Source organism: Martinezella rhizogenes (assembly GCF_007002745.1).
Taxonomy (GTDB): Bacteria; Pseudomonadota; Alphaproteobacteria; order Rhizobiales; family Rhizobiaceae; genus Agrobacterium; species Agrobacterium cucumeris.
The window spans coordinates 146,012-166,764 of sequence record NZ_SGNY01000004.1; the positions used below are offsets into that span (position 1 = coordinate 146,012).

A 20,753-nucleotide genomic window follows, 5' to 3' on the forward strand; every position below is an offset into this window, starting at 1 on the left:
AGATATTCTCATGGCCATTCTTCTTCTGGCAGAACACGACAACGCAACCCTTTCCGACCTGACGGCAAAGACGCTGACGGCAGCAACCCAGATCGGCGGCGATGTCCACGTGCTGGTCGCCGGCTCCGGCGCGAAGGGCGCTGCCGATGCGGCAGCAAAACTATCCGGCGTTTCCAAGGTGCTCCTTGCCGACGACGCCTCCTATGCCAACTCGCTGGCAGAGCCGCTGGCAGCGCTGATCATCTCGCTCGCACCGTCCTATGATGTGATCCTCGCACCAGCCACCGCATCTGCCAAGAACGTGTTGCCGCGTGTGGCAGCGCTTCTCGACGTCGCGCAGGTTTCGGAAATCATCGAGGTCGTCAGCCCGGATACCTTCAAGCGTCCGATCTATGCCGGCAACGCCATCCAGACCGTGCAGGCAACCGACGCCAAGAAAGTCATCACCGTGCGCCCGACCGCTTTTGCGGCAGCAGCGGAAGGCGGTTCGGCAGCGGTTGAAACCATCGGTGCTGCCGAAAATCCCGGCCTCTCCAGCTTCGTTTCCGATGCACTGGCCTCGTCCGACCGTCCGGAACTGACATCTGCGAAGATCATCATCTCGGGTGGCCGCGCACTTGGCTCCTCGGAAAAGTTCAAGGAAGTCATTCTTCCCGTTGCCGACAAGCTGGGGGCCGCCGTCGGCGCAAGCCGCGCCGCAGTGGATGCCGGTTATGCACCCAACGACTGGCAGGTCGGCCAGACCGGCAAGGTGGTTGCGCCGCAGCTTTACATCGCCGCCGGCATTTCGGGCGCCATCCAGCATCTGGCCGGCATGAAGGACTCGAAAGTCATCGTGGCCATCAACAAGGACGAAGAGGCACCGATTTTCCAGGTTGCCGATTACGGCCTCGTCGCCGATCTGTTCGAGGCGCTTCCAGAATTGCAAAAGGCGCTTTGATTTTAACCACCCAAGCAAGGCGGCGCGTTTTTTGAACGCGCCGCCTTCTCTTTTCCGGCGATATGCGTAACATCGCCGACAATAACGCAGACCAGCCACAGGAGAACAGCATATGACCGCCCCCTTTAAGAATATCGGTGTCATCGGAGCCGGTCAGATGGGGTGCGGCATCGCGCATGTTTCCGCCTTGGCAGGCTACAAGGTTCATATTTACGATCTGTCCAAGGATGGCATCGAAGCCGGCCTTGCCACGATCAATGGCAACCTTGCCCGCCAGGTCACCAACGGCAAGCTTTCCGACGACGCCCGCAAACAGGCGCTGGCCCTGATCAGCGGATCGACGGATATCAACGATCTCGCACCGATGGATATCGTCATTGAGGCCGCGACCGAGAACGAGGAGATCAAGCGCAAGATTTATGCGCAGGTCTGCCCGGTCCTGAAGCCGGAAGCGCTGCTCGCCACGAATACCTCGTCGCTTTCCATCACCCGTCTTGCATCTGCGACCGACCGGCCCGAACAGTTCATGGGCATTCACTTCATGAACCCGGTGCCCGTCATGAAGCTCGTGGAACTGGTGCGCGGCATCGCCACCAACGAAAAGACCTTCGACGCGGCCAAGGATTATGTGCGCACGCTGGAAAAGGCGATCACCGTCGCCGAGGATTTCCCGGCCTTCATCGTCAACCGCATCCTGCTGCCGATGATCAACGAGGCGATCTATACGCTTTACGAAGGCGTCGGTTCGGTGGAAGCCATCGACACCGCCATGCGGCTTGGCGCCAACCACCCGATGGGACCGCTGCAACTTGCCGACTTCATCGGTCTCGACACCTGTTTGTCGATCATGCAGGTGCTGCATGACGGTCTGGCCGACAGCAAATACCGCCCCTGCCCGCTGCTGGTGAAATATGTCGAGGCCGGCTGGCTCGGCCGCAAATCCGGCCGTGGTTTTTACGACTATCGCGGCGAGACACCGGTTCCGACGCGCTGAGGCGTAAGGGTCAGCTGCGGGAGGAAGCACCCTCCCGCACGACCGGAAAAATTATCTGGCCTTCACCGCCGATACCAGCGCCTTGGCATCTTCGCTATCCCACGCCGCCGGACCATTCATCGCCGCGAGCAGACAGCCGTTTTCGTCGAGCAGCATGGTGGCTGGCAGGCCGAAGGCGAGGCCTTCCTTTTTCAGCGTGTTGAAAACGCCCATGGAACTGTCGCGGTAAAGCTTCAGCGCATCGATCTTGTATTCGTCCATGAAGGCTTTCGGCTTTTCGTCCGCGCCGATGTCGATATTGACGGTGACCACCTCGAAATCATTGCCGCCCTTTTCTTTCTCCAGCGCATTCAGCGCCGGCATTTCCTCCCGGCATGGTACACACCATGTGGCCCAGAGGTTGAGAAGGACCGCCTTGCCCTTGAGATCGGTGAGCGTCATATCCTGCGCTTCCGGCCCCTTGAAGGACAGCGGGACGACACGCGGTCTATCCGCGGCCGACATGGCGGCCACTTGGCCCTTCAGAAAGGGTTTCAGCGAGGCGATGCGGTTTGCTGCACCCTCACATAAACCGGCGTCAGCGACCGCTGCCCCTTGAACCGGGCTCTCAGACCCAATATGCCTGAACCAAACCGCGCCCGCGCCAAACACGACACCGGCAACGGCAGCAATTGCAACCAATTTGGCGGAAGGAAGCCTGAACGGCCTTTTTTCTGTCATCGAATACTCCAGGGCACTGCGAACATGGCTGACGGCACAGATCAGAAATCCTCCAACCAGATGTGGGGCGGGCGTTTTGCCTCCGGTCCATCAGCCATCATGGAAGAAATAAATGCCTCCATCGGCTTCGACAAGAAGCTTTATGCCCAGGACATCCGCGGCTCTATGGCGCATGCCACCATGCTGGCATCTAAAGGCATTATTTCGCCTGATGATAAAGACAAGATTATCGAGGGTCTGAACACGATCCTGTCAGAAATCGAAGCCGGCACCTTCGAATTTTCGCGCAAGCTCGAAGATATTCACATGAACATCGAGGCCCGCCTTGCGACCCTCATCGGCACGGCAGCCGGCCGCTTGCACACCGCCCGTTCGCGCAACGACCAGGTGGCGCTCGATTTTCGCCTGTGGGTGAAGGAAGAACTGCAGAAGACGGAAGACATGTTGACCGCGCTCATCGCCGCCTTCCTCGATCGCGCCGAAGAAAACGCCGATACGGTCATGCCGGGCTTCACCCATTTGCAGACGGCGCAGCCGGTGACCTTCGGCCATCATTGCATGGCTTATGTGGAAATGTTTGGCCGTGACCGCGCCCGCGTGCGCCACGCCATCGAACATCTGGACGAAAGCCCGATCGGCGCCGCAGCGCTTGCCGGCACCGGTTACCCCATCGACCGTCATATGACGGCGAAGGCGCTCGGTTTCCGCGAGCCGACCCGCAACTCCATCGACACCGTCTCCGACCGCGATTTCGCGCTGGAATTCCTGTCGATCGCTTCCATCTGCGCCACGCATCTGTCGCGTCTCGCCGAAGAAATCGTTATCTGGTCGACGCCGCAATTCGGCTTCATCCGGCTGTCGGATGCCTTCTCGACCGGCTCGTCGATCATGCCGCAGAAGAAGAACCCCGACGCCGCCGAACTGGTGCGCGCCAAGACCGGCCGCATCAACGGTTCGCTGGTAGCGCTTCTGACGGTTATGAAGGGCCTGCCGCTTGCCTATTCCAAGGACATGCAGGAAGACAAGGAACAGGTCTTCGATGCCGCCGAGAGCCTGGAACTGGCGATTGCCGCCATGACCGGCATGATCCGCGACCTAGAAGTGCGCAAGGACCGCATGCGCGCCGCCGCCGGTTCGGGTTACTCCACCGCCACCGATCTTGCCGACTGGCTGGTGCGCGAGGCGGGCCTGCCCTTCCGCGATGCCCACCATGTGACCGGCAATGCCGTGGCGCTGGCGGAAAAGAAGGGCTGCGATCTTGCCGATCTGTCGCTGGAAGAGTTGCAGGCCATCCACCCTGATATCACCAAGGGTGTTTTCGACGTTCTTTCGGTGGAAGCATCGGTCGCCAGCCGCACCAGCTTCGGCGGCACGGCGCCTTCCGAAGTGAAGAAGCAGATTGCCTGGTGGCGCGGACGCAACTGATAAGCCGATTTGACGTCGTCACCCCGGACTTGATCCGGGGTCCAGCGCGATCAAGTCTTTGATCGCAGAAGAGTCTTTTCACGTCGCAGACGCGCCGTGGCTGGATGCCGGATCAAGTCCGGCATGACGGAGGAGAGATTTTCGCGCTTTGCCCCAGTCTGAGGGTGCACAAGCGCCCTGTTTTTCGTTATCAGAGAGGCACATATTTCCTTTGGACAGGCTCATGCTTTCAAAAACCGCGCGTAAACTCATCGTTCCCATCGGCATGACACTCGCTGTCAGCCTTGTTCTCAGCGCCTGCGGGCGTAAGGGCGACATCGATCCGCCGAGCACGCCGGTCGAAATGCGCAACAAGCGCAATGCCGACGGAACGGAGACGAAGCCGGCAACGGCGGAACGCCCGTTCATCCTCGACAAGCTTCTCTGACGGGTAAAAAGCCGTGAACCATTTTGGCTATATCGACGGCGTACTGCACGCCGAAAACGTGCCCGTGCCCGAGATCGCCAAGGCGGTCGGTACGCCGTTCTATGTCTATTCGACCGCGACGCTGGAGCGCCACTACAAGGTGTTCTCAGGCGCGTTTGCTGATGTGGACGCCATGGTCTGTTATGCCATGAAGGCCAATTCCAACCAGGCGGTGCTGAAAACGCTGGCAAAGCTCGGCGCCGGTATCGACGTCGTTTCCGGCGGCGAATTGCGCCGCGCGCTCGCAGCCGGCGTGCCGGCAAGCCGCATCATGTTCTCCGGCGTCGGCAAGACGGTGGCGGAAATGGATTACGCGCTGGAAGCGGGCATCTACTGTTTCAACATCGAATCCGAGCCGGAACTGGAAGTCCTCAACCTGCGCGCGGTGAAAGTGGGCAAGCGGGCGCATGTCTCCTTCCGCATCAACCCGGATGTGGATGCGCGCACCCACGCCAAGATTTCCACCGGCAAGAAGGAAAACAAGTTCGGCATTTCCTATGAGCGGGCACGGGCGGTCTATGCCCATGCCGCCACTTTGCCCGGCATCGAAGTCACCGGCATCGACATGCATATCGGCAGCCAGATCACCGAATTACAGCCCTTCGAGGATGCCTTCCGCTTGCTGCGCGAACTCGTGGAAGTGCTGCGCGGGGATGGCCATGCTATCAGCCACGTCGATATTGGCGGTGGCCTTGGCATTCCCTATCGCGAGGATAACAATCCGCCACCGCTGCCGGATGCCTATGCGCATATCGTCAAAAACGAGTTGAAAAGCCTCAACTGCAAGATCGTCACCGAGCCCGGACGCCTGATCGTCGGCAATGCCGGCATTCTGGTGACGGAAGTCATCTATGTGAAGGATGGCGGTGACAAGACCTTCGTCATCGTCGACGGCGCCATGAACGATCTCATCCGCCCCACGCTTTACGAGGCCTATCACGGCATCCGCCCGGTGGTGCAGCCGGCCGAGGACACGCCACGCATCAAGGCGGATATTGTCGGCCCGGTCTGTGAGACCGGCGATTATCTGGCGCTGGATCGCGAGATGGCGACACCTCAGCCGGGCGATCTGATCGCCGTCAGTTCCGCCGGCGCCTATGGTGCCGTACAGGCCGGCACCTATAATTCGCGCCTGCTGGTGCCGGAAGTGCTTGTCAAGGGTGACAAGTTCCACGTCATCCGTCCGCGTGGCACCTATGAGGAGCTGATCGCGCTCGATTCCGTACCTGACTGGCTCGACTGACCGTTTGTCATGCGGCTGGTTGATCACAATTGAGCGAAGCTGCCTAAAAAATGGGGGTGAGGGCTGAGGCGCCCTCGTCTTCGCCACAAAGAATGTTATCCTTGCCCCAGTGATATAAACAGCTCGCCGTTCCGGGAATGGCGTTCGACGTGGCCAGAACCGGGAGAACGGATTGATGACCACAGCCGGAGAGGACAGGACAGGCAGAAAGCGCCCGACCGGTGCATTCGCGCAGCGGCCGGACCTTGCACGCCGGGTTGCGGCCAAGCGCTTCTTCGCGAAAATTGTGCTGTTTTCCGAAAAAATGGCCCCGAAGACGTTGTGGCCGCTGTCCATCGCCGCCGTGTTTCTGGCGCTCGCGTGGTTCGGCCTCTATCGGCACATGCCGGATTTTCTGCGCCTCGGCATTGTTTTCGTCCTTGTTTTTGGCTTCATCGCCACACTCCTGCCAATCCTGCGGCTGAAATGGCCAACCGACAATGACGCCTCCCGTCTGCTGGAAGACCGCAACGGCATGGCGCACCAGCCGGTTGGCGTGCAGGAAGACGAACCGGCCTTCGATACGCCTTTTTCCCGCACGCTCTGGAAAGAACACCAGATCCGCATGGCCGAGCGCATCGCCGCGCTGAATGCCGGCCTGCCGAAACCCGATATCGCTCGTTATGACCGCCTGGCGCTGCGCGCCGTTCCGGCACTGCTTCTGGTCACCGCCTTCGGTTTTTCCTATTCGAACGGCGCGGGCACGGTTGCAGATGCATTCCGCAGCCGGCCGGCCGTTGGTCCGCTCAATCCCGATATCCGTCTCGATGCCTGGGTCACACCGCCCGCCTATACCGGCCGCGCGCCGATTTTCCTGACCGGACGTGATGCGAGCGGCCGCGACGCGGTTTCAGTACCGCAATCCTCCAGGCTGACGATCCGCATGACCGGCGGCGATGGCGGTGAGGAAGTGACCTTCGAGCCGGAAATGGCCGGCGCATTGCAGAAGCTTGCACCCGAAGCTGTACGCGCCGACAGCGCCAGCGGCGATGTTGCGGTTCAGACGCCGGCACGCTCGACGGATCAACCCATTGCGCCGCGCACTTTTGCCATGGATGTCACTGAAAGCGGCATGATCAGTGCCAATGGCGAACAATGGGTGTTCAACGTCATTCCTGACCAGCCGCCCAGCATCGCCTTCGACAACATGCCGCGCCGCGCCGTCAACGGTGCGCTGGAAATCGGCTTCACCGCCAAGGACGATTATGGGCTGAAGGAAGCCCATGCCATCATCGAGCCACTCGGTGTAGCGGAAGGCGCGACGGCGCTTTACCCACCGCCAGAATTCAAGCTGGACCTGCCGCGGCAGAATAATCGCGAGATCAAGGGCCTGACCAGCCGCAACCTGACCGAACATCCCATGGCCGGCAAACGCGTGCGCATCACGCTGGTGGCAACCGACGGTGCGGGCCAAACGGGCCGCAGCCCTGCGCATGAAATGGTGCTGCCGGGCCGCAATTTCTCCGAACCGCTGGCAGCTTCCATTGCCGAACAGCGGCAGATTTTTTCGCTCGATACACGCCAGATGCCGAAGGCAATCGCCTATAACGAGGCGGTGGGCCTGCGGCCGGAAGAGACCATTCCCAACACCACGCACTATCTGCTGCTGCAATCGGCGCAGACCCGCATGCGGCTTGCCTATAATGACGAAATGCTGAAGAACACGGCGGATTACCTCTGGGAAATCGCGCTCGGCATTGAGGATGGCGATCTTTCGCAGGCGGAAAAGCGCCTGCGCGATGCGCAGACGGCGCTTTCCGAGGCGCTGCAGCGCAATGCCTCGGATGAGGAAGTTGCCAAGCTGATGCAGGAGCTGCGCGAGGCCATGCAGCAGTTCATGAGCGAGCTTGCGCAGCGCATGCAGAACGCGCCGCAGACCAACATGAATCAACAGGCGCAGAACGTATTGCGCCAGCGCGATCTGGAAAACATGATGAACCAGATCGAGAACCTTGCCCGCTCCGGCAATCGCGATGCGGCGCAGGAAATGCTTTCGCAGCTGCAGCGCATGATGAACAATCTGCAGGCTGGCCGCCCGCAACGTCAGGGCCAGCAGGGGCAGCAGCAGAGCAGCAAGATGCGCCAGCAGATCGACAAGCTGGGCGAAATTCTCCAACAGCAGCAGAAGCTGATGGACGAGACCTTCAAGCTCGATCAGGCACTTCGAGACCGCATGCAGCGCGGCGACCCCCAGCAGGGCGGCGAAGGCGAAGATGACCAGCAGATGGGCGAAAACGGCCAGCCGCCGCAGCAGGGTCAGCAAGGCCAGCAAGGCGAACAGGGTCAAAATGGTCAGCAGGGTGGACAACAGCCGAGCGACCAGATGACCGCTGAACAGCTACGCGAGGCGCTGAAAAACCTGCGGGCGCAGCAGGATGCGCTCGGCAAGCAGCTCGGCGAGCTGCAGCAGGGCCTTCGTGATCTCGGCATGGAACCGGGCGAAAACTTCGGCAAGGCGCAGCAGGAAATGCAGGGCGCCGGTGAAGCGCTCGGCAAGGGCCAGGGCGAACAGGCCGTCGAAGGACAGGGCAATGCGCTGAACGCGCTGCGTCAAGGTGCACAGGACATGATGGGCCAGATCATGCAAGCCATGCGCCAGCAGGGCCAGCAACCGGGTCAAGGGCAGGAAGGCATGGCCGGTCAGGGCGGCCAGAACGGCCGTGACCCGCTCGGTCGCCCGCGCAGCACCACCGGCCCGGATTTCGGCGACCAGGTGAAGGTGCCTGACGAAATCGACGTGCAGCGCGCCCGCGAAATCCTCGAGGCCATCCGCGAAAAACTCGGCAACAACCCGCCGGGTGAGATCGAGCGGCGTTATCTGGAGCGGTTGCTGGATATTCGGTGAGGGTTGCGCACGGGTAATGGTGCGCCTCGTTACATCCTGTTTCAGAAGCTAAAGTTTCCGTCATGCCGGACTTGATCCGGCATCCAGTTGGCGCGCGTCTGCGCGGCGGAAAGAGTTCTATCAGCCCAAGGGCTTGGGCTGGCTGGATTCCGGCTCAAGGCCGGAATGACGGAGGTAGGGAGCTACGCTGAGCCAGGGGCTGACCAACAAAAAAGGCGGCCCACAGGCCGCCCTTCCAATCCCTGCAATCCTGTCGCTCAGGCCGCCAGCGCCCGCGCCACGGCTTTGCGAATATCCGGAAGCGCAAAGGGTTTGGACACCACATCCACGATCTTCGTCGCCAGATCATCGGCCCGTTCACGCTGCTCGGCATAACCCGTCATCAGCAAAATGCGCATGGCCGGGAAGCGCTCGGCGGCGCGGTGCGCCAGCTCGATGCCATCCATGACCGGCATGCGGATATCCGAAAGAAGAAGATCGAAACTGGTCTCCTGAAGCTTCTCCAGCCCCTGCTCGCCGTCAGCCGCCTCATGGGTCTCGTGACCGTCGAGACGCAGCGCGCGGGCAACGAAAGCCCGCAATGCATCCTCGTCTTCGGTAATCAGAATTTTCGCCATTAATCATTGCTCCTGGGCATCATTTCCAGCCATGAGCAACATCGCAGGCTCCTCTTTTCAAGAGGTAAACACCCAGGCCCTGGCTGGGTGAATGGTTAATGAGGCGTCTCCGCCCTGTGCCGTTCCGGCACGGCAAATATGCTCAGGCGTCGCCTGTGACCACGCCGACGAAAGGCAGTTCTCGGAAAGCATAGGCAACATCCATGCCGTAACCCACGACGAAATAGTCCGGACATTCGAAACCGACATAGTCGGCCTCCAGATCTTCCTTGCGCTTGACCTTCTTGTCGAGCAGCACGGCAATGGTGACGTTGCGCGCGCCGCGCTCATAAAGCAGTTCCTTGGCGAAACGCAGCGTGCGGCCGGATTCGAGAATATCGTCGATGAGAAGGACATCGCGGTCCTTCACGTCGCTGTCGATATCCTTGACGATCCTCACACCTTGCGAGACCGTGCCGGCGCCATAGCTCGACAGCGTGATGAATTCGACTTCGGGAGCAAGACCACTGTCATGCAGCGCGCGGATAAGATCGGCTGCGAAAATAAACGATCCCTTGAGCACGGCAATGACCAGCAAATCCTTGGTCGGGCCACCGGCAATGTGCTTGGCCATATCGCGATTGCGCTCGGCGATCTGCTCGGCGGTGTAAAGCGGCTCGATGTTTTTTCCACGGACGACGGGCATTCTTTCTCCTGTGCTGCGCCTTGCCGATTTTACCTTTCAGTAAAAATACGAAGATCACGCGTTAGCACAGTCAACGTTCGGACGCACCCGCCTCGACGAAGGAAAGCTTGATCTCTGGCGTTTTTCCACCGGGATGGCGCAACTTTGCCGAAAAACCGTGGCTGAAACCGGGCTGCATCTCTTGCACCGGTGGTTCAATGACCATGCTGGCCACCAATTGGCCCTTGGCGGCAAAAAGATCGGCGCGAAGGGCCGGCACCTCTTCCAGATTGCCGCCATTATTCTCCACGATGCCACTGATGAGCAGGATATCCATGCCGCCCGCCTCCTGCGGCGTAACCGTCACGTGAGAAATCGCGAGCGGATTTGCTGCGGCGACGGCCTGCTTTTCCGGCACGACCACCGAAAGGCCACCGGAGCAGACGAAAACGAAAATGGCGAGCCCCGCAACCAGCGCTGAATAGGCATCCGCCGAGAGGCGCGACAATCTGCGATCCAGCCAGCCGATGAAGGCAAGGCCAAGCGTACCGATGGTGACGGGTGGTTTTGCCATCTGCCGGCGTGCCGCGCCGCGATTGTCGTTTCCGGGCTGACGTGCACGGTTTTCCTTGATGGTGACAAATTCCGCGTCTACCACGTCGTGGATCGGATTTGCCGTCCGCGCCGTGCGGTGCACCGGCGTTTCCGGCATCAGGAGGTCGAAATCGAATGCCGCTTGCCGGCGAGATGAACGGAACATAGCCATAGAATTCCTTGGATGAGGTTTTCCGGCCCGCAAAACTGGGCATTGCAACGAATCCTGCCAAGTTTTAAATTTAATTGGTTAATGCTTCGCAAAAACGGCTCGCGCAGGCCACCGGAACCGGGTTACACCGCGACATCCGGCCCCCAAGCGCCAGCGGTTTGCGAACCACCACGAAACGAAGAGACTGGAAGTCCGTTGATCCATTTCGAAAATGTCGGGTTGCGTTACGGCATGGGACCCGAGATCCTGAGGGACATGACCTTCGATATCCCCAAGGGTTCGTTCCAGTTTCTGACCGGCCCCTCGGGTGCGGGCAAGACCTCGCTGCTGCGCATGCTTTTGATGTCGCTGCAGCCCACCCGCGGCAATATTCGCATGTTCAACCGTGATGTATCACGCATTCCGCGCAGCGAGCTGCCGATGCTGCGCCGCCGTGTCGGCATCGTCTTTCAGGATTTTCGGCTACTGGATCATCTGACGACCTATGAGAATGTCGCCCTGCCGCTGCGCGTGCGCGGCAAGGAAGAAAGCGCTTACCGCAACGATGTGATCGAGCTTCTGAAATGGGTTGGGCTTGGCGAACGCATCAATGTGCTGCCGGCCATTCTGTCCGGCGGCGAAAAGCAGCGCGCCGCCATTGCCCGCGCCCTGATGGACCAGCCGGAAATATTGCTGGCCGACGAACCGACCGGTAACGTCGATCCGCCGATGGCCAAGCGCCTTCTCAACCTCTTCCTGGAACTCAACCGGCTGGGCACGGCTGTTGTCATCGCCACCCATGATTTTGCGCTGATGGACCAGATCGACGCACGCCGGATGATCCTGACCGAAGGGCGGCTCGATATCTATGAATGAGATCACCCGCAAACAACTGACCCCGGAAGCGGCCCAGCCGAAGCGCCCGCCCATGCGCATCCGCCCGATGGCGCCCATCCTGCCGCCGTCGAACATTCAGGGCAATGCGCTGATGGTGGTGATCGCCATCATGGCCTTTCTCGCCTGCCTGACGCTTGGCGCCGTCTCCATGGTGCGCGCCACCGCCGCCACATGGCAGAGCCAGATTTCCCGTGAGATCACCATCCAGATCAAGCCCGAGGACGGGCTGGACATGAATGCGGCGCTCAACAAGGCGCGCAATCTGGCGCTCACCTTCGTCGGCACGCGGGATGGCACGATCCTTGACGATGCGGCGACATCACGCCTGCTGGAGCCATGGCTCGGCAGCGGTCTTGACCTTTCCGAACTGCCCATACCGCGCCTCGTCGTCATCACCATCGATGAAAACAATCCGCCTGATTTTCAGGCGATGCGGGACATGCTGAAGGCCGAGCTTCCGCAGGCATTTCTGGACGACCACCGCACATGGGTGGACAGGCTTGTCTCCATGGCCAGAACGACGGTCATGATCGGCCTCGGCGTTCTGATCCTCGTTTTCACCGCCATGGTATTGACGGTGGTGTTTGCGACACGCGGAGCGCTTTCCGGTAACCGGCATATCGTTGAGGTGCTGCATTTCGTCGGGGCGGAAAGCAGCTTTGTGGCACGGGAATTCCAGAAACACTTCCTGAAGATCAGCCTCAAAGGGGCGGCGGCGGGCGGCGCGCTCGCGGCCGCGGTTTTCCTTGTTGCCGGTTTCTGGCAATCGAGCACGGTCGCCACGCCGCAGAGCGATCAGGCAAGCGCGCTTTTCGGTTCGTTTTCCGTTGGTCTCGGCGGCTATATCGGCATCGCCACAACGATGATCGTCATAGCACTTCTCACCACCATCACGGCGCGCGTGACCGTCATCCGCACCATCGACGATATTGACCGCGTCCGCTCCGATCCGTCGAAAAGTGATGGCCTCACATCGTGACCTTGCCCCCGAAATCCCATGGCAAACTGAAACCGTCACCAGCCGGATGTAACCTGCGGACGGTGGACAAAAATGCCTGTTCCTTGCCTTAATCGGCGAGTATTCAGGAGGAATGTTTGTGAGTCGGATGGACCAGGATCAGACGACCACGCGACCGGCCAAAAAGGGCCTGTTGTCGCGGCGTGGTCCGTTGCGCCGTTTTATTCGCGGTTTTATCCTTCTTTGCGTTGTTCTCCTCGGCGTTTTTTTAGGCGGTTTCCTGTGGTTCGCCGATTCCGTTGCCTCCATGCGCCCGCCGGAGGGCACGAAGGGTGATGCCATCATTGTTCTGACCGGCGGCTATCAACGCATCGAACAGGCGGTCGGCCTGCTGCGTGATGGCGTGGGCAAACGTTTGCTGATTTCCGGCGTCAACCCGGCCACCACCCGCTCGCAGATCCGCAAGATGACGCAAGGCTCGTCCGACATGTTTTCCTGCTGCGTGGACATGGGTTACAAAGCCATAGACACGATCGGCAATGCCAATGAAGCGGCAAGCTGGATACGCGATCACAACTACTCCTCGATCGTCGTCGTCACCAACAATTATCATATGCACCGCAGCCTGCATGAATTGCGCAGCGCCAGCCCGCAGACGCAATTCATTGCCTATCCCGTCATCAGCGCTGATCTTGCCCGCACGAACTGGTTTGTGGAGCCGGATGTGGTCAGAACCATGCTCTATGAGTATCTAAAGTTCGTGGCGGCGGCAGGACGTGATCTCACCGGCTTCGGCAAGGGCGATGGCCTGCGCAAGGCCGCCGCTGACCATTCCACCCCGAAGGTGGCGGCTGCTTCACCATGAGCGGCGAGAAACGCGCTTGCTGCGAGGCCTTGTTTTCGTGTAGGCGTCTGGCATCGGCATCCGGCATCGAGGCGTATCAACGCTTCGGAACGGCTGCGCCCCCGGGAAGGCTGTTGATGCTCAAGCTGCGCTCTTTTCTTTTTAATACGCTGTTTTATCTCAACCTGATCGTCCGCATGATCGTGCTGACACCGATCTATTTCATTCTGCCGCGCAAGATCGCCTTCGAAATTCCCAAGAACTGGGCACGGTCCAACCATTGGCTGATGAAAACCATCGTCGGCACCACCTTCGAGATCGAGGGGCTGGAGAACATTCCCGAAACCGGCTGCATCTTCGCGCCCAAGCATCAATCCTTCTGGGATACCTACGCACTGCTGCCCAATCTGCCGGACCCCGTCTACATTCTGAAACGGGAATTGATGTGGATTCCGCTGTTCGGCTGGTATGTGATGAAACAGCGCATGATCCCGGTCAACCGCGCCGCGCGTGGCAAGGTCATGCTGAAGGTGATGGAGCGGGCGAGAGAGGAAATGGCGGCGGGCCGCGAACTCATTATCTACCCCGAAGGCACGCGCCGCCCACCGGGCGCCGAGCCCGAGTACCGTTACGGTATCGCCCGGCTTTATCGTGATCTGCAGGTGCCGGTCATTCCAGTCGCCATGCATCCCGGCCTCTTCTGGCCACGCCGTTCGACCATGCGTTATCCCGGCCATTTCAAGGTGCGCATCCTGCCGGCTATCGAGCCGGGGTTGGACCCCGACGTGTTTTTCAAGCGACTGATCGACGTCACGGAAAAGGCGAGCGACGAGTTGTTGCTGGAAACCGTGCGCAACAACCCGCATTTGCCGCTGCCGCCAACCGCCATCAAGCGCATCGCCGAGCTTCAGGGCACGGAAACAACCCCCGCCGGCTGAGCCGCAAGCGCGCCGACATTGGCGGCGATGCTTTCCAGCAGAGAGTCGCGAATGCCCATATCCTGTAGATGCTGCACGGTATTAAAAACGTAATCCGTGTTCGGGCCGGACCGACCCGAGGCAGTCGCGACAATGGTGGCCGCTTCGGCCACAGCAAGACCGCCGATGTACTGCTCATGCGCGGGGTCGGCCACATAGGTCACGGCACTGCCGCGCCTGCCATCGGCAAATGCGATGGCAACCACCCGCTCCTTGTAGACATTCGTCACCAGTTCTCGCTCGCGCAGATAAGCCATGACGGGATCATGATCCCTTCCTCGCACGCGAAATGCGACTCCGAGGCAGGAGCCGCCGCGTTCCAGACCCAGCACGAGACCGGGCTTTTCCGTGGTGCCTCTGTAAAAGTTGGAACTGATGCAGAGCGAGCGCCGATAACCATGCAGCCGCGCCTGCTGCTTCTCCTCAAAGGCAAAGCCCGGGTTCCACATCAACGAACCGTAGCCAAAGACCCAAAAATCGTCCATATCCCAAGCCAAATCAAAATTCCCTGAAGTCTGTTCATCGGAGATCAATATGGCAGCGTCAAGCCAATCCGGCACGGCCAAAAAATTCCTCTGGCTCGCCATCGCCGTCGCGGTGGTCATCGGACTTTATACAGCCGGGTGGTTTTATGCCGCCGACAGGCTGAAGCAGACGGTACTGAACGTCATTGCTCCATCACAGGCGAGGAATGTCAGCGGCGAATGCGGCGATATCGCCTTCCGCGGTTATCCTTTCCGCATCGGCCTCTTCTGCTCAAAGGTGACCGTGGACGACAGCGGGAACGGCGTTTCAGCGTCTTTCGGCGAACTTCGCTCGGCGGCGCAGGTCTATAATCCCGGCCACATCGTCTGGGAACTCGATTCGCCAGCGGAAATCCGCTCCGCCCATGGCCTGAGCGTTTCAGCCTCCTGGCAGAACATGCAGTCGAGCATCGTCACCAAACTGAAGGGCATCGACCGCAGCTCGCTCGTCATCGACGGGCTGAAGGCGCAGGCGGTTTCCTCCGTCACCGGCCAGACGATCGACTTCGATGCCGTCAAGACGGAGGTGCACCTGCGCCAGAACGGCGCCGATCTTGACGGCGCGATCACCCTCACCGACTCGGCCACCGTCATCAAGGACTGGCCGCAGGTTCTTCCCCGCCTCGATGCCATCGTCGATGTGACGCTCACCGGCAAGGCGGGCATGGTGGACGGCAGCGATACGTCAGGCCTCTACGGCACGAGCGGCGAGCTTCGGCGGCTGGCGGCCGATATTGGCGACGGCCGCACCATGCGCATCAGCGGTCCCTTCTCCTTTGACAATGAGGGCTATCTCTCCGGTCAGTTCAAGCTGGAAATCGAAAAGCTCGGCGCCTGGTCGGACAATGCCAAACAGGCGTTTCCGCAGCTGCAATCCACCATCGATACGGCCCGCAAGCTGCTCGGCGCGCTTGCCGGCGGCGGAGACAGGGCATCCGTCGATCTCGTGGTGGATCGCGGCCGCGCCACTGTCAGCGGCTTCATTCCGCTGGGGAAGATTCCGCCGATCTAAGAGAGAGATTTTGTAAAAAATACCTCAGCGGCATCCTGAAATTTTGAAAGATTCAGGATGCCGGCTTCTTTATATCCATTGCGACGATGCCACGTCTGAGGTTCCTGCTCGTCCTGCTGGCTGGACGTCATCACCAGTGAGGCACCCTGCTCACGCATCAGGGTTTCCCAAAAAGCTGTAAGCGATGCGCCAACGCCAAGCCCGCGAAACTCGGGAACGACGCGGATCATGTCCATGTAGGGAATCTTACCCCAGAACATCGAGAACCGCAGAAAACCGAACAGAATCGTATCTTCTTTCGCGACGAGATATTCGCAGTGTCCGACGCAGCGCCGCAACCAATCCTCATCGATCCACTTGTCTTCCCGTAGCAGCCATTCGATATCGTCATCCGTCGCAGCCGATATCAATATCATGCCAGCGCCCTACTTCTTCTGATCCAGCGCGTGACGCCCGAAGTCAGGCGTATCGACGTCCTGACCGGCCTCGATGATGGAGCGGCGGATGGAGCGTGTGCGGGAAAACAGCTCGAACAGCTTGTCGCCTTCCCCCCAGCGGATCGCCCTTTGCAGCGACGCAAGGTCTTCCGAGAACCGCGCCAGCATTTCAAGGATGGCATCCTTGTTGTGCAGGCAGACGTCACGCCACATGGTCGGATCGGAGGCGGCGAGACGGGTGAAGTCGCGGAAACCGGAAGCGGAATATTTGATGACTTCCGATTCGGTCACTGTCTCCAGATCGTCCGCGGTGCCGACGATATTGTAGGCGATGATATGCGGCAGATGCGAGACGATCGCCAGAACCTTGTCGTGATGTTCGGCATCCATTTCATCGACGCGCGAGCCGAGCGCCCGCCAGAAATCCTTCAGCCTTTCCAGCGCCCCGGCATTCGTGCCCGGCAGCGGCGTGAAAATGCACCAGCGCTCGCGGAAGAGGCCGGCAAAACCGGCATCCGGACCGGATTTTTCCGTGCCCGCCAGCGGATGGCCGGGAATGAAATGCACATTTTCAGGCATATGCGGTGCCATCTGCGCGATAACAGAAGCCTTGGTGGAGCCGACATCGGTTACGATGGCGCCTAGCTTCAGATGCGGCGCAATCTGCTGCGCCACACTTTCCGACGCACCGACCGGTACCGAAACGATGACGAGATCGGCATTCTTCACCGCGTCCGCCGCCGAAACGGTGTAATCCGTGCCGAGCGTCAGTTCTTCCGCCCGTTTCAGCGTGTCTTCGCTGCGGGTGGAAATCGTCACGTGGCGGGCAAGCCCCAGCTCTTTGATATCACGGGCAATCGACGAGCCGATCAGGCCGATGCCGATCAGCGCGATGCGTTCAAACATGATCTCGCCCATCACGCCTGCCCCATGAACTCGGTAAGTGTGGCGATAACGCCGAGATTGGCCTCTTCCGAGCCGACAGTCATTCTCAGCGCATTCGGGAAGCCGTAACCACGCACTGCACGCAGAATATAACCACGGCGGCTGAGGAATTCGTCCGCATCGGTTGCACGCTTGCCGTCCTGATCCGGGAAATGGATGAGGATGAAATTAGTAACTGAAGGCGTGACGGTGAGGCCGAGGCCGGTAAAGGTCGTGACCAGCTTTTCCATCCACAGCGCATTATGCGCCACAGCTTTTTCAACAAAGGCCTGATCGCGTATGGCCGCTGCTCCGGCAGCAATCGCCGGCGCGCTCATGTTGAACGGGCCGCGAACGCGGTTCAGCGCATCGATGACGGCGGCCGGACCATACATCCAGCCAACGCGCAGGGCGGCCAGACCGTAAACCTTGGAGAAGGTGCGCGTCATGACGACGTTGCGGTTGCCGGAGACCAGCTCCAGCCCGGCTTCGTAATCATTCTTGCGCACATATTCGGCGTAAGCCGCATCCAGCACCAGAACGACATGCTTCGGCAGGCCGGCCTGCAGGCGGCGGATTTCCGCAACCGGGACATAGGTGCCGGTGGGATTGCCCGGATTTGCGACGAAAACCATCTTCGTCTTCGGTGTCACGGCGGCAAGGATCGCGTCCACATCGACCGCACAATCCTTTTCCTTCACCGTCACCGGGGTCGCACCCGCGCCCATGATCTGGATCTTGTAGACGAGGAAACCGTGTTCGGTGATGATCGCCTCATCGCCTGCACCGAGATAAACGTGGCAAAGCAGGCCGAGAAGCTCGTCCGAACCATTGCCGCACAGGATGTTTGCAATGTTGAGACCATGCACATCGGCAATCGCCTGGCGCAGCGCGATCGCCTGACCGTCCGGATAGATTTCCAGATGGCTGGCGGCGGTGCCGAAAGCTTCGATCGCCTTCGGGCTCGGCCCAAGCGGCGTTTCATTGGAAGAGAGCTTATAAACCTTCGCGACACCGTCCACATGTTCCTTGCCGGGAACATAAGCGGCGATATCCAGAATACCCGGACGCGGAACAGGTTGGTTAAGCTCTGCACTCATTTGATCGACCTTTGGAAAAACGCCGGAGAACCCGGCAAAAGCAATGCCGGAGGCATTAGACCGGAATGGCCGCTTTGTCGAGGGTCAGCGCGGCTTTCCTTGGCTTGCGGCGGTGCGCGTGGTGGGCACCCCCTGTGGCGCGAGAACCGGCACGAAAACCCGGCGCGAGGCGCGCTGGGTGACCGGCAGCCCCTGATAGAGACGCTTTTGCGCTTCCACCACAATGACACCGGAAAACAGCGGCCAAAGCCTGCGACCGGTATGTTCGAGGTAACGACGGAATTTCAGCACCGGCCGGCTCGTGGTGGGCGGAAAGAACAGCGCCTCGGCGGTGGCGCCCGGGGTGAAATTGGTTTCGCGCAAAAGCGCCGTCAGCTGCCCGCGCGAATAGGGCCGGCCGGAACCAAAAGGCGTATGTTCCATACGCGCCCAGACGCCACGTCGGTTCGGCACCACAATCACCAAGCGGCCGCCCGGCGCCAGCACCCGCCACAGTTCCTTTAAACTCTCACGCGGATTTTCCGCAAATTCCAGCGCATGCACCATCAGGACCCGGTCTATCGAAGAATCGGGCAGCGGCAATTCCTCGTCAAACACCAGCGCGGTGGAGGAAAGCTCGCCCGCCGGCCAGTTCACCGCCCCCTGCCCCGCCGGCATGAAGGCGAAGGTGCGCTCCGTATCATGGCGGAACCGCTCCAGAAACGGCACGGCATAACCGAGGCCAACCAGCCGTTCCTCCGGTAAGGGCGGCCACAGCGTCGAAAGCGCCATGGTGATCGCCTGCTCGGCCGAGCGGCCAAGCGGAGAATGATAGAATTCGCGCAGATCGACGATATCGGTATTCATGGGCGAGAATGTAGCATCAGGCGGTTGGACTTCAAGGCGTCTGCCCCTACATTGGAAGTCAGTTGGGAAAGTCAGGCGGGCGAATGCGCCGGTTTTGGCCGGCAAATGGAGAGGATACGATGAAACCTTTGGAAATAGACGTCTTTCTTTGCCGCAGCGATAATTTCGGAGTGCTCCTGCACGATCCCGAAAGCGGGGCGACGGCGGCCATCGACGCGCCGGAGGAAGGGCCGATCCTGCGCGCCCTCGACGGCCACGGCTGGAAACTGACCCATATCTTCACCACCCACCACCATCAGGACCATGTGGAAGCCAATCTGGCGCTGAAGGACAAGTTCCGCTGCGAGGTATACGGCCCCTATGACGAGGCGATTGCGATACCGGGTCTCGATCGCTCGCAGGCCGATGGTGATGAGTTCGAATTTGCCGGACGCCGCGTTCAGATCATAGCCACACCCGGCCACACGGCGGGTCATATCTGTTATTATCTGCCGGATGACGGCCTGCTGTTTGCCGCCGATACGCTGTTTGCCATGGGTTGCGGCCGACTGTTCGAACGCCCTGCGGCGGACATGTGGCACTCCTTCCAGAAGCTGATGGCCCTGCCGGATGAGACGCGCGTCTATTTCGGCCACGAATACACGCTTTCGAATGCCCGTTTTGCGCTGACCGTCGACCCTGACAATGCCGTGTTGAGCGAACGCGCAGCACGTGTCGAGACGGCGCGGAAAGCCAATGAGTTCACCATTCCCACCACCATCGGGCTCGAAAAGCAGACCAATCCCTATATGCGCGTGGCGGATGCCAGCATTCGCAGACATCTCGGTCTTGAAGGGGCCGCCGATGCCGACGTCTTTGCGGAAATCCGCACACGCAAGGATAATTTCTGATGGCCGCCGATCTGTCTGCGGAAGTGATCATTCGCGAATTGGGGCTGCAACCGCATCCGGAAGGTGGTTTTTACCACCAGACTTTTCGCGACAGGGCGGGTGGCGAGCGTGGCCATTCGACGGCGATTTATTATCTGCTGGAAAAGGGCGTGCGCTCGCACTGGCATCGGGTCACCGACGCGGTGGAGGTCTGGCACTATTATGCCGGCGCGCCAATAACCCTGCATCTTTCGCAGGACGGCCGAGAGGTGCAGACCTTCACGCTCGGCCCAGCCATTCTCGAAGGCGAGCGCCCGCAGGTGATCGTGCCGGCCAATTGCTGGCAATCGGCGGAAAGTCTCGGCGATTTCACCCTTGTCGGCTGCACCGTCTCACCGGGTTTCGCTTTTACGAGCTTCGTCATGGCCGAACCCGACTGGTCACCTGGGGATGGGCCGTAATTTTCAGGGCAATGCCGGTGGAATGAGCGGATGCCACTTGTTGCTTCTCCCCGTGGGGGAGAAGTCCGCGGCAGCGGGATGAGGGGGCTGGCTCTCCGCATATCGCTGGCGTTGCCCCTCATCCGACCCTTCGGGCCACCTTCTCCCCGGCGGGGAGAATAAACATGGGTACCGCCGAGCATCACCTGCCCTGCTATAAATCCTGG

The 20,753-nt window shown here is 60.2% G+C and carries 22 protein-coding genes; 13 read left to right on the top strand and 9 right to left on the bottom strand.

The genetic code is table 11. The features are described 5' to 3' along the window. Positions 1–10: 10 nt before the first annotated feature. Together EXN68_RS13885 and EXN68_RS13890 are read left to right on the top strand one after the other, a co-directional pair. Positions 11–940, top strand: a complete 930-nt coding sequence (locus tag EXN68_RS13885; protein ID WP_142841482.1) for an electron transfer flavoprotein subunit alpha/FixB family protein — start codon at positions 11–13, stop codon at positions 938–940. A 112-nt stretch (positions 941–1,052) separates the two neighbouring features. Next, on the top strand, positions 1,053–1,934 hold the full coding sequence (locus tag EXN68_RS13890; protein WP_142841483.1) for a 3-hydroxybutyryl-CoA dehydrogenase: 882 nt from the start codon (positions 1,053–1,055) through the stop codon (positions 1,932–1,934). A gap of 51 nt (positions 1,935–1,985) precedes the next feature. Here the strand turns inward: EXN68_RS13890 and tlpA are convergent, their stop codons facing one another. Further along, positions 1,986–2,654 carry a thiol:disulfide interchange protein TlpA gene (gene tlpA / locus EXN68_RS13895; protein ID WP_142841484.1) on the bottom strand — a complete coding sequence of 223 codons (669 nt, stop codon included), beginning with the start codon at positions 2,652–2,654 and terminating at the stop codon, positions 1,986–1,988. 24 nt (positions 2,655–2,678) lie between these two features. Between tlpA and argH the strand changes: the two genes are divergently transcribed. The 4 genes from argH to EXN68_RS13915 all read left to right on the top strand — a co-directional run bounded on the left by argH (position 2,679) and on the right by EXN68_RS13915 (position 8,672). After that, positions 2,679–4,079 (top strand): argininosuccinate lyase, encoded by a 1,401-nt coding sequence (gene argH, locus EXN68_RS13900; protein WP_142841485.1) that lies wholly within the window; start codon positions 2,679–2,681, stop codon positions 4,077–4,079. Between the two features lie 223 nt (positions 4,080–4,302). Then, positions 4,303–4,506, top strand: coding sequence for an LPS translocon maturation chaperone LptM (gene lptM, locus EXN68_RS13905; protein WP_003497438.1), 204 nt, complete (start codon positions 4,303–4,305; stop codon positions 4,504–4,506). Between the two features lie 13 nt (positions 4,507–4,519). Beyond that, complete coding sequence (gene lysA, locus EXN68_RS13910) at positions 4,520–5,788, top strand: diaminopimelate decarboxylase (protein WP_142841486.1); 1,269 nt, start codon at positions 4,520–4,522, stop codon at positions 5,786–5,788. A gap of 175 nt (positions 5,789–5,963) precedes the next feature. Then, the gene (locus tag EXN68_RS13915) at positions 5,964–8,672 is read left to right on the top strand and encodes a TIGR02302 family protein (RefSeq protein WP_142841487.1); all 2,709 of its coding nucleotides are present in this window, start codon (positions 5,964–5,966) and stop codon (positions 8,670–8,672) included. A 257-nt stretch (positions 8,673–8,929) separates the two neighbouring features. Here EXN68_RS13915 and EXN68_RS13920 read toward each other — a convergent pair whose 3' ends face one another. The 3 genes from EXN68_RS13920 to EXN68_RS13930 form a co-directional block, all read right to left on the bottom strand. Further along, entirely contained in the window at positions 8,930–9,289 is a 360-nt protein-coding gene (locus tag EXN68_RS13920; RefSeq protein WP_046799828.1) for a response regulator, read from the bottom strand. Positions 9,290–9,431: 142 nt separating this feature from the next. Beyond that, positions 9,432–9,974 (bottom strand): hypoxanthine phosphoribosyltransferase, encoded by a 543-nt coding sequence (gene hpt / locus EXN68_RS13925; protein WP_003497442.1) that lies wholly within the window; start codon positions 9,972–9,974, stop codon positions 9,432–9,434. A 70-nt stretch (positions 9,975–10,044) separates the two neighbouring features. Beyond that, entirely contained in the window at positions 10,045–10,713 is a 669-nt protein-coding gene (locus tag EXN68_RS13930) for a DUF3426 domain-containing protein (protein WP_142841488.1), read from the bottom strand. A gap of 201 nt (positions 10,714–10,914) precedes the next feature. Here EXN68_RS13930 and ftsE point away from each other — a divergent pair, with 201 nt between their 5' ends. The 4 genes from ftsE to EXN68_RS13950 all read left to right on the top strand — a co-directional run bounded on the left by ftsE (position 10,915) and on the right by EXN68_RS13950 (position 14,335). After that, positions 10,915–11,574, top strand: a complete 660-nt coding sequence (gene ftsE / locus EXN68_RS13935) for a cell division ATP-binding protein FtsE (protein ID WP_046799830.1) — start codon at positions 10,915–10,917, stop codon at positions 11,572–11,574. After that, positions 11,567–12,574 (top strand): cell division protein FtsX, encoded by a 1,008-nt coding sequence (locus EXN68_RS13940; RefSeq protein WP_142841489.1) that lies wholly within the window; start codon positions 11,567–11,569, stop codon positions 12,572–12,574. The genes ftsE and EXN68_RS13940 overlap by 8 nt, the downstream gene beginning before the upstream one ends. Positions 12,575–12,701: 127 nt before the next feature. Next, entirely contained in the window at positions 12,702–13,418 is a 717-nt protein-coding gene (locus tag EXN68_RS13945; protein WP_161991357.1) for a YdcF family protein, read from the top strand. Positions 13,419–13,534: 116 nt separating this feature from the next. Beyond that, the gene (locus EXN68_RS13950) at positions 13,535–14,335 is read left to right on the top strand and encodes a lysophospholipid acyltransferase family protein (RefSeq protein ID WP_142841491.1); all 801 of its coding nucleotides are present in this window, start codon (positions 13,535–13,537) and stop codon (positions 14,333–14,335) included. Here EXN68_RS13950 and EXN68_RS13955 read toward each other — a convergent pair. Beyond that, on the bottom strand, positions 14,305–14,859 hold the full coding sequence (locus EXN68_RS13955; protein ID WP_142841492.1) for a gamma-glutamylcyclotransferase: 555 nt from the start codon (positions 14,857–14,859) through the stop codon (positions 14,305–14,307). The two genes, EXN68_RS13950 and EXN68_RS13955, sit on opposite strands and share 31 nt — an antisense overlap. 49 nt (positions 14,860–14,908) lie before the next feature. On the opposite strand from EXN68_RS13955, the gene EXN68_RS13960 reads away from it, so the two are divergent. After that, entirely contained in the window at positions 14,909–15,910 is a 1,002-nt protein-coding gene (locus tag EXN68_RS13960) for a DUF2125 domain-containing protein (protein ID WP_142841493.1), read from the top strand. Here the strand turns inward: EXN68_RS13960 and EXN68_RS13965 are convergent. The 4 genes from EXN68_RS13965 to EXN68_RS13980 all read right to left on the bottom strand — a co-directional run bounded on the left by EXN68_RS13965 (position 15,907) and on the right by EXN68_RS13980 (position 19,217). Continuing rightward, on the bottom strand, positions 15,907–16,326 hold the full coding sequence (locus EXN68_RS13965) for a GNAT family N-acetyltransferase (RefSeq protein WP_142841494.1): 420 nt from the start codon (positions 16,324–16,326) through the stop codon (positions 15,907–15,909). The two genes, EXN68_RS13960 and EXN68_RS13965, sit on opposite strands and share 4 nt — an antisense overlap. A gap of 9 nt (positions 16,327–16,335) precedes the next feature. Then, positions 16,336–17,265 (bottom strand): prephenate/arogenate dehydrogenase family protein, encoded by a 930-nt coding sequence (locus tag EXN68_RS13970; RefSeq protein ID WP_142841495.1) that lies wholly within the window; start codon positions 17,263–17,265, stop codon positions 16,336–16,338. Further along, the gene (gene hisC, locus EXN68_RS13975) at positions 17,265–18,371 is read right to left on the bottom strand and encodes a histidinol-phosphate transaminase (RefSeq protein ID WP_135855556.1); all 1,107 of its coding nucleotides are present in this window, start codon (positions 18,369–18,371) and stop codon (positions 17,265–17,267) included. The genes EXN68_RS13970 and hisC overlap by 1 nt, the downstream gene beginning before the upstream one ends. Positions 18,372–18,455: 84 nt before the next feature. Further along, positions 18,456–19,217 carry a class I SAM-dependent methyltransferase gene (locus EXN68_RS13980; protein WP_142841496.1) on the bottom strand — a complete coding sequence of 254 codons (762 nt, stop codon included), beginning with the start codon at positions 19,215–19,217 and terminating at the stop codon, positions 18,456–18,458. A 119-nt stretch (positions 19,218–19,336) separates the two neighbouring features. Here EXN68_RS13980 and gloB point away from each other — a divergent pair, with 119 nt between their 5' ends. Together gloB and EXN68_RS13990 are read left to right on the top strand one after the other, a co-directional pair. After that, positions 19,337–20,107, top strand: a complete 771-nt coding sequence (gloB, locus tag EXN68_RS13985; RefSeq protein WP_142841497.1) for a hydroxyacylglutathione hydrolase — start codon at positions 19,337–19,339, stop codon at positions 20,105–20,107. Further along, positions 20,107–20,547, top strand: coding sequence for a cupin domain-containing protein (locus EXN68_RS13990; RefSeq protein ID WP_161991341.1), 441 nt, complete (start codon positions 20,107–20,109; stop codon positions 20,545–20,547). Before gloB ends, EXN68_RS13990 begins: the two co-directional genes overlap by 1 nt. Positions 20,548–20,753: the final 206 nt, after the last annotated feature.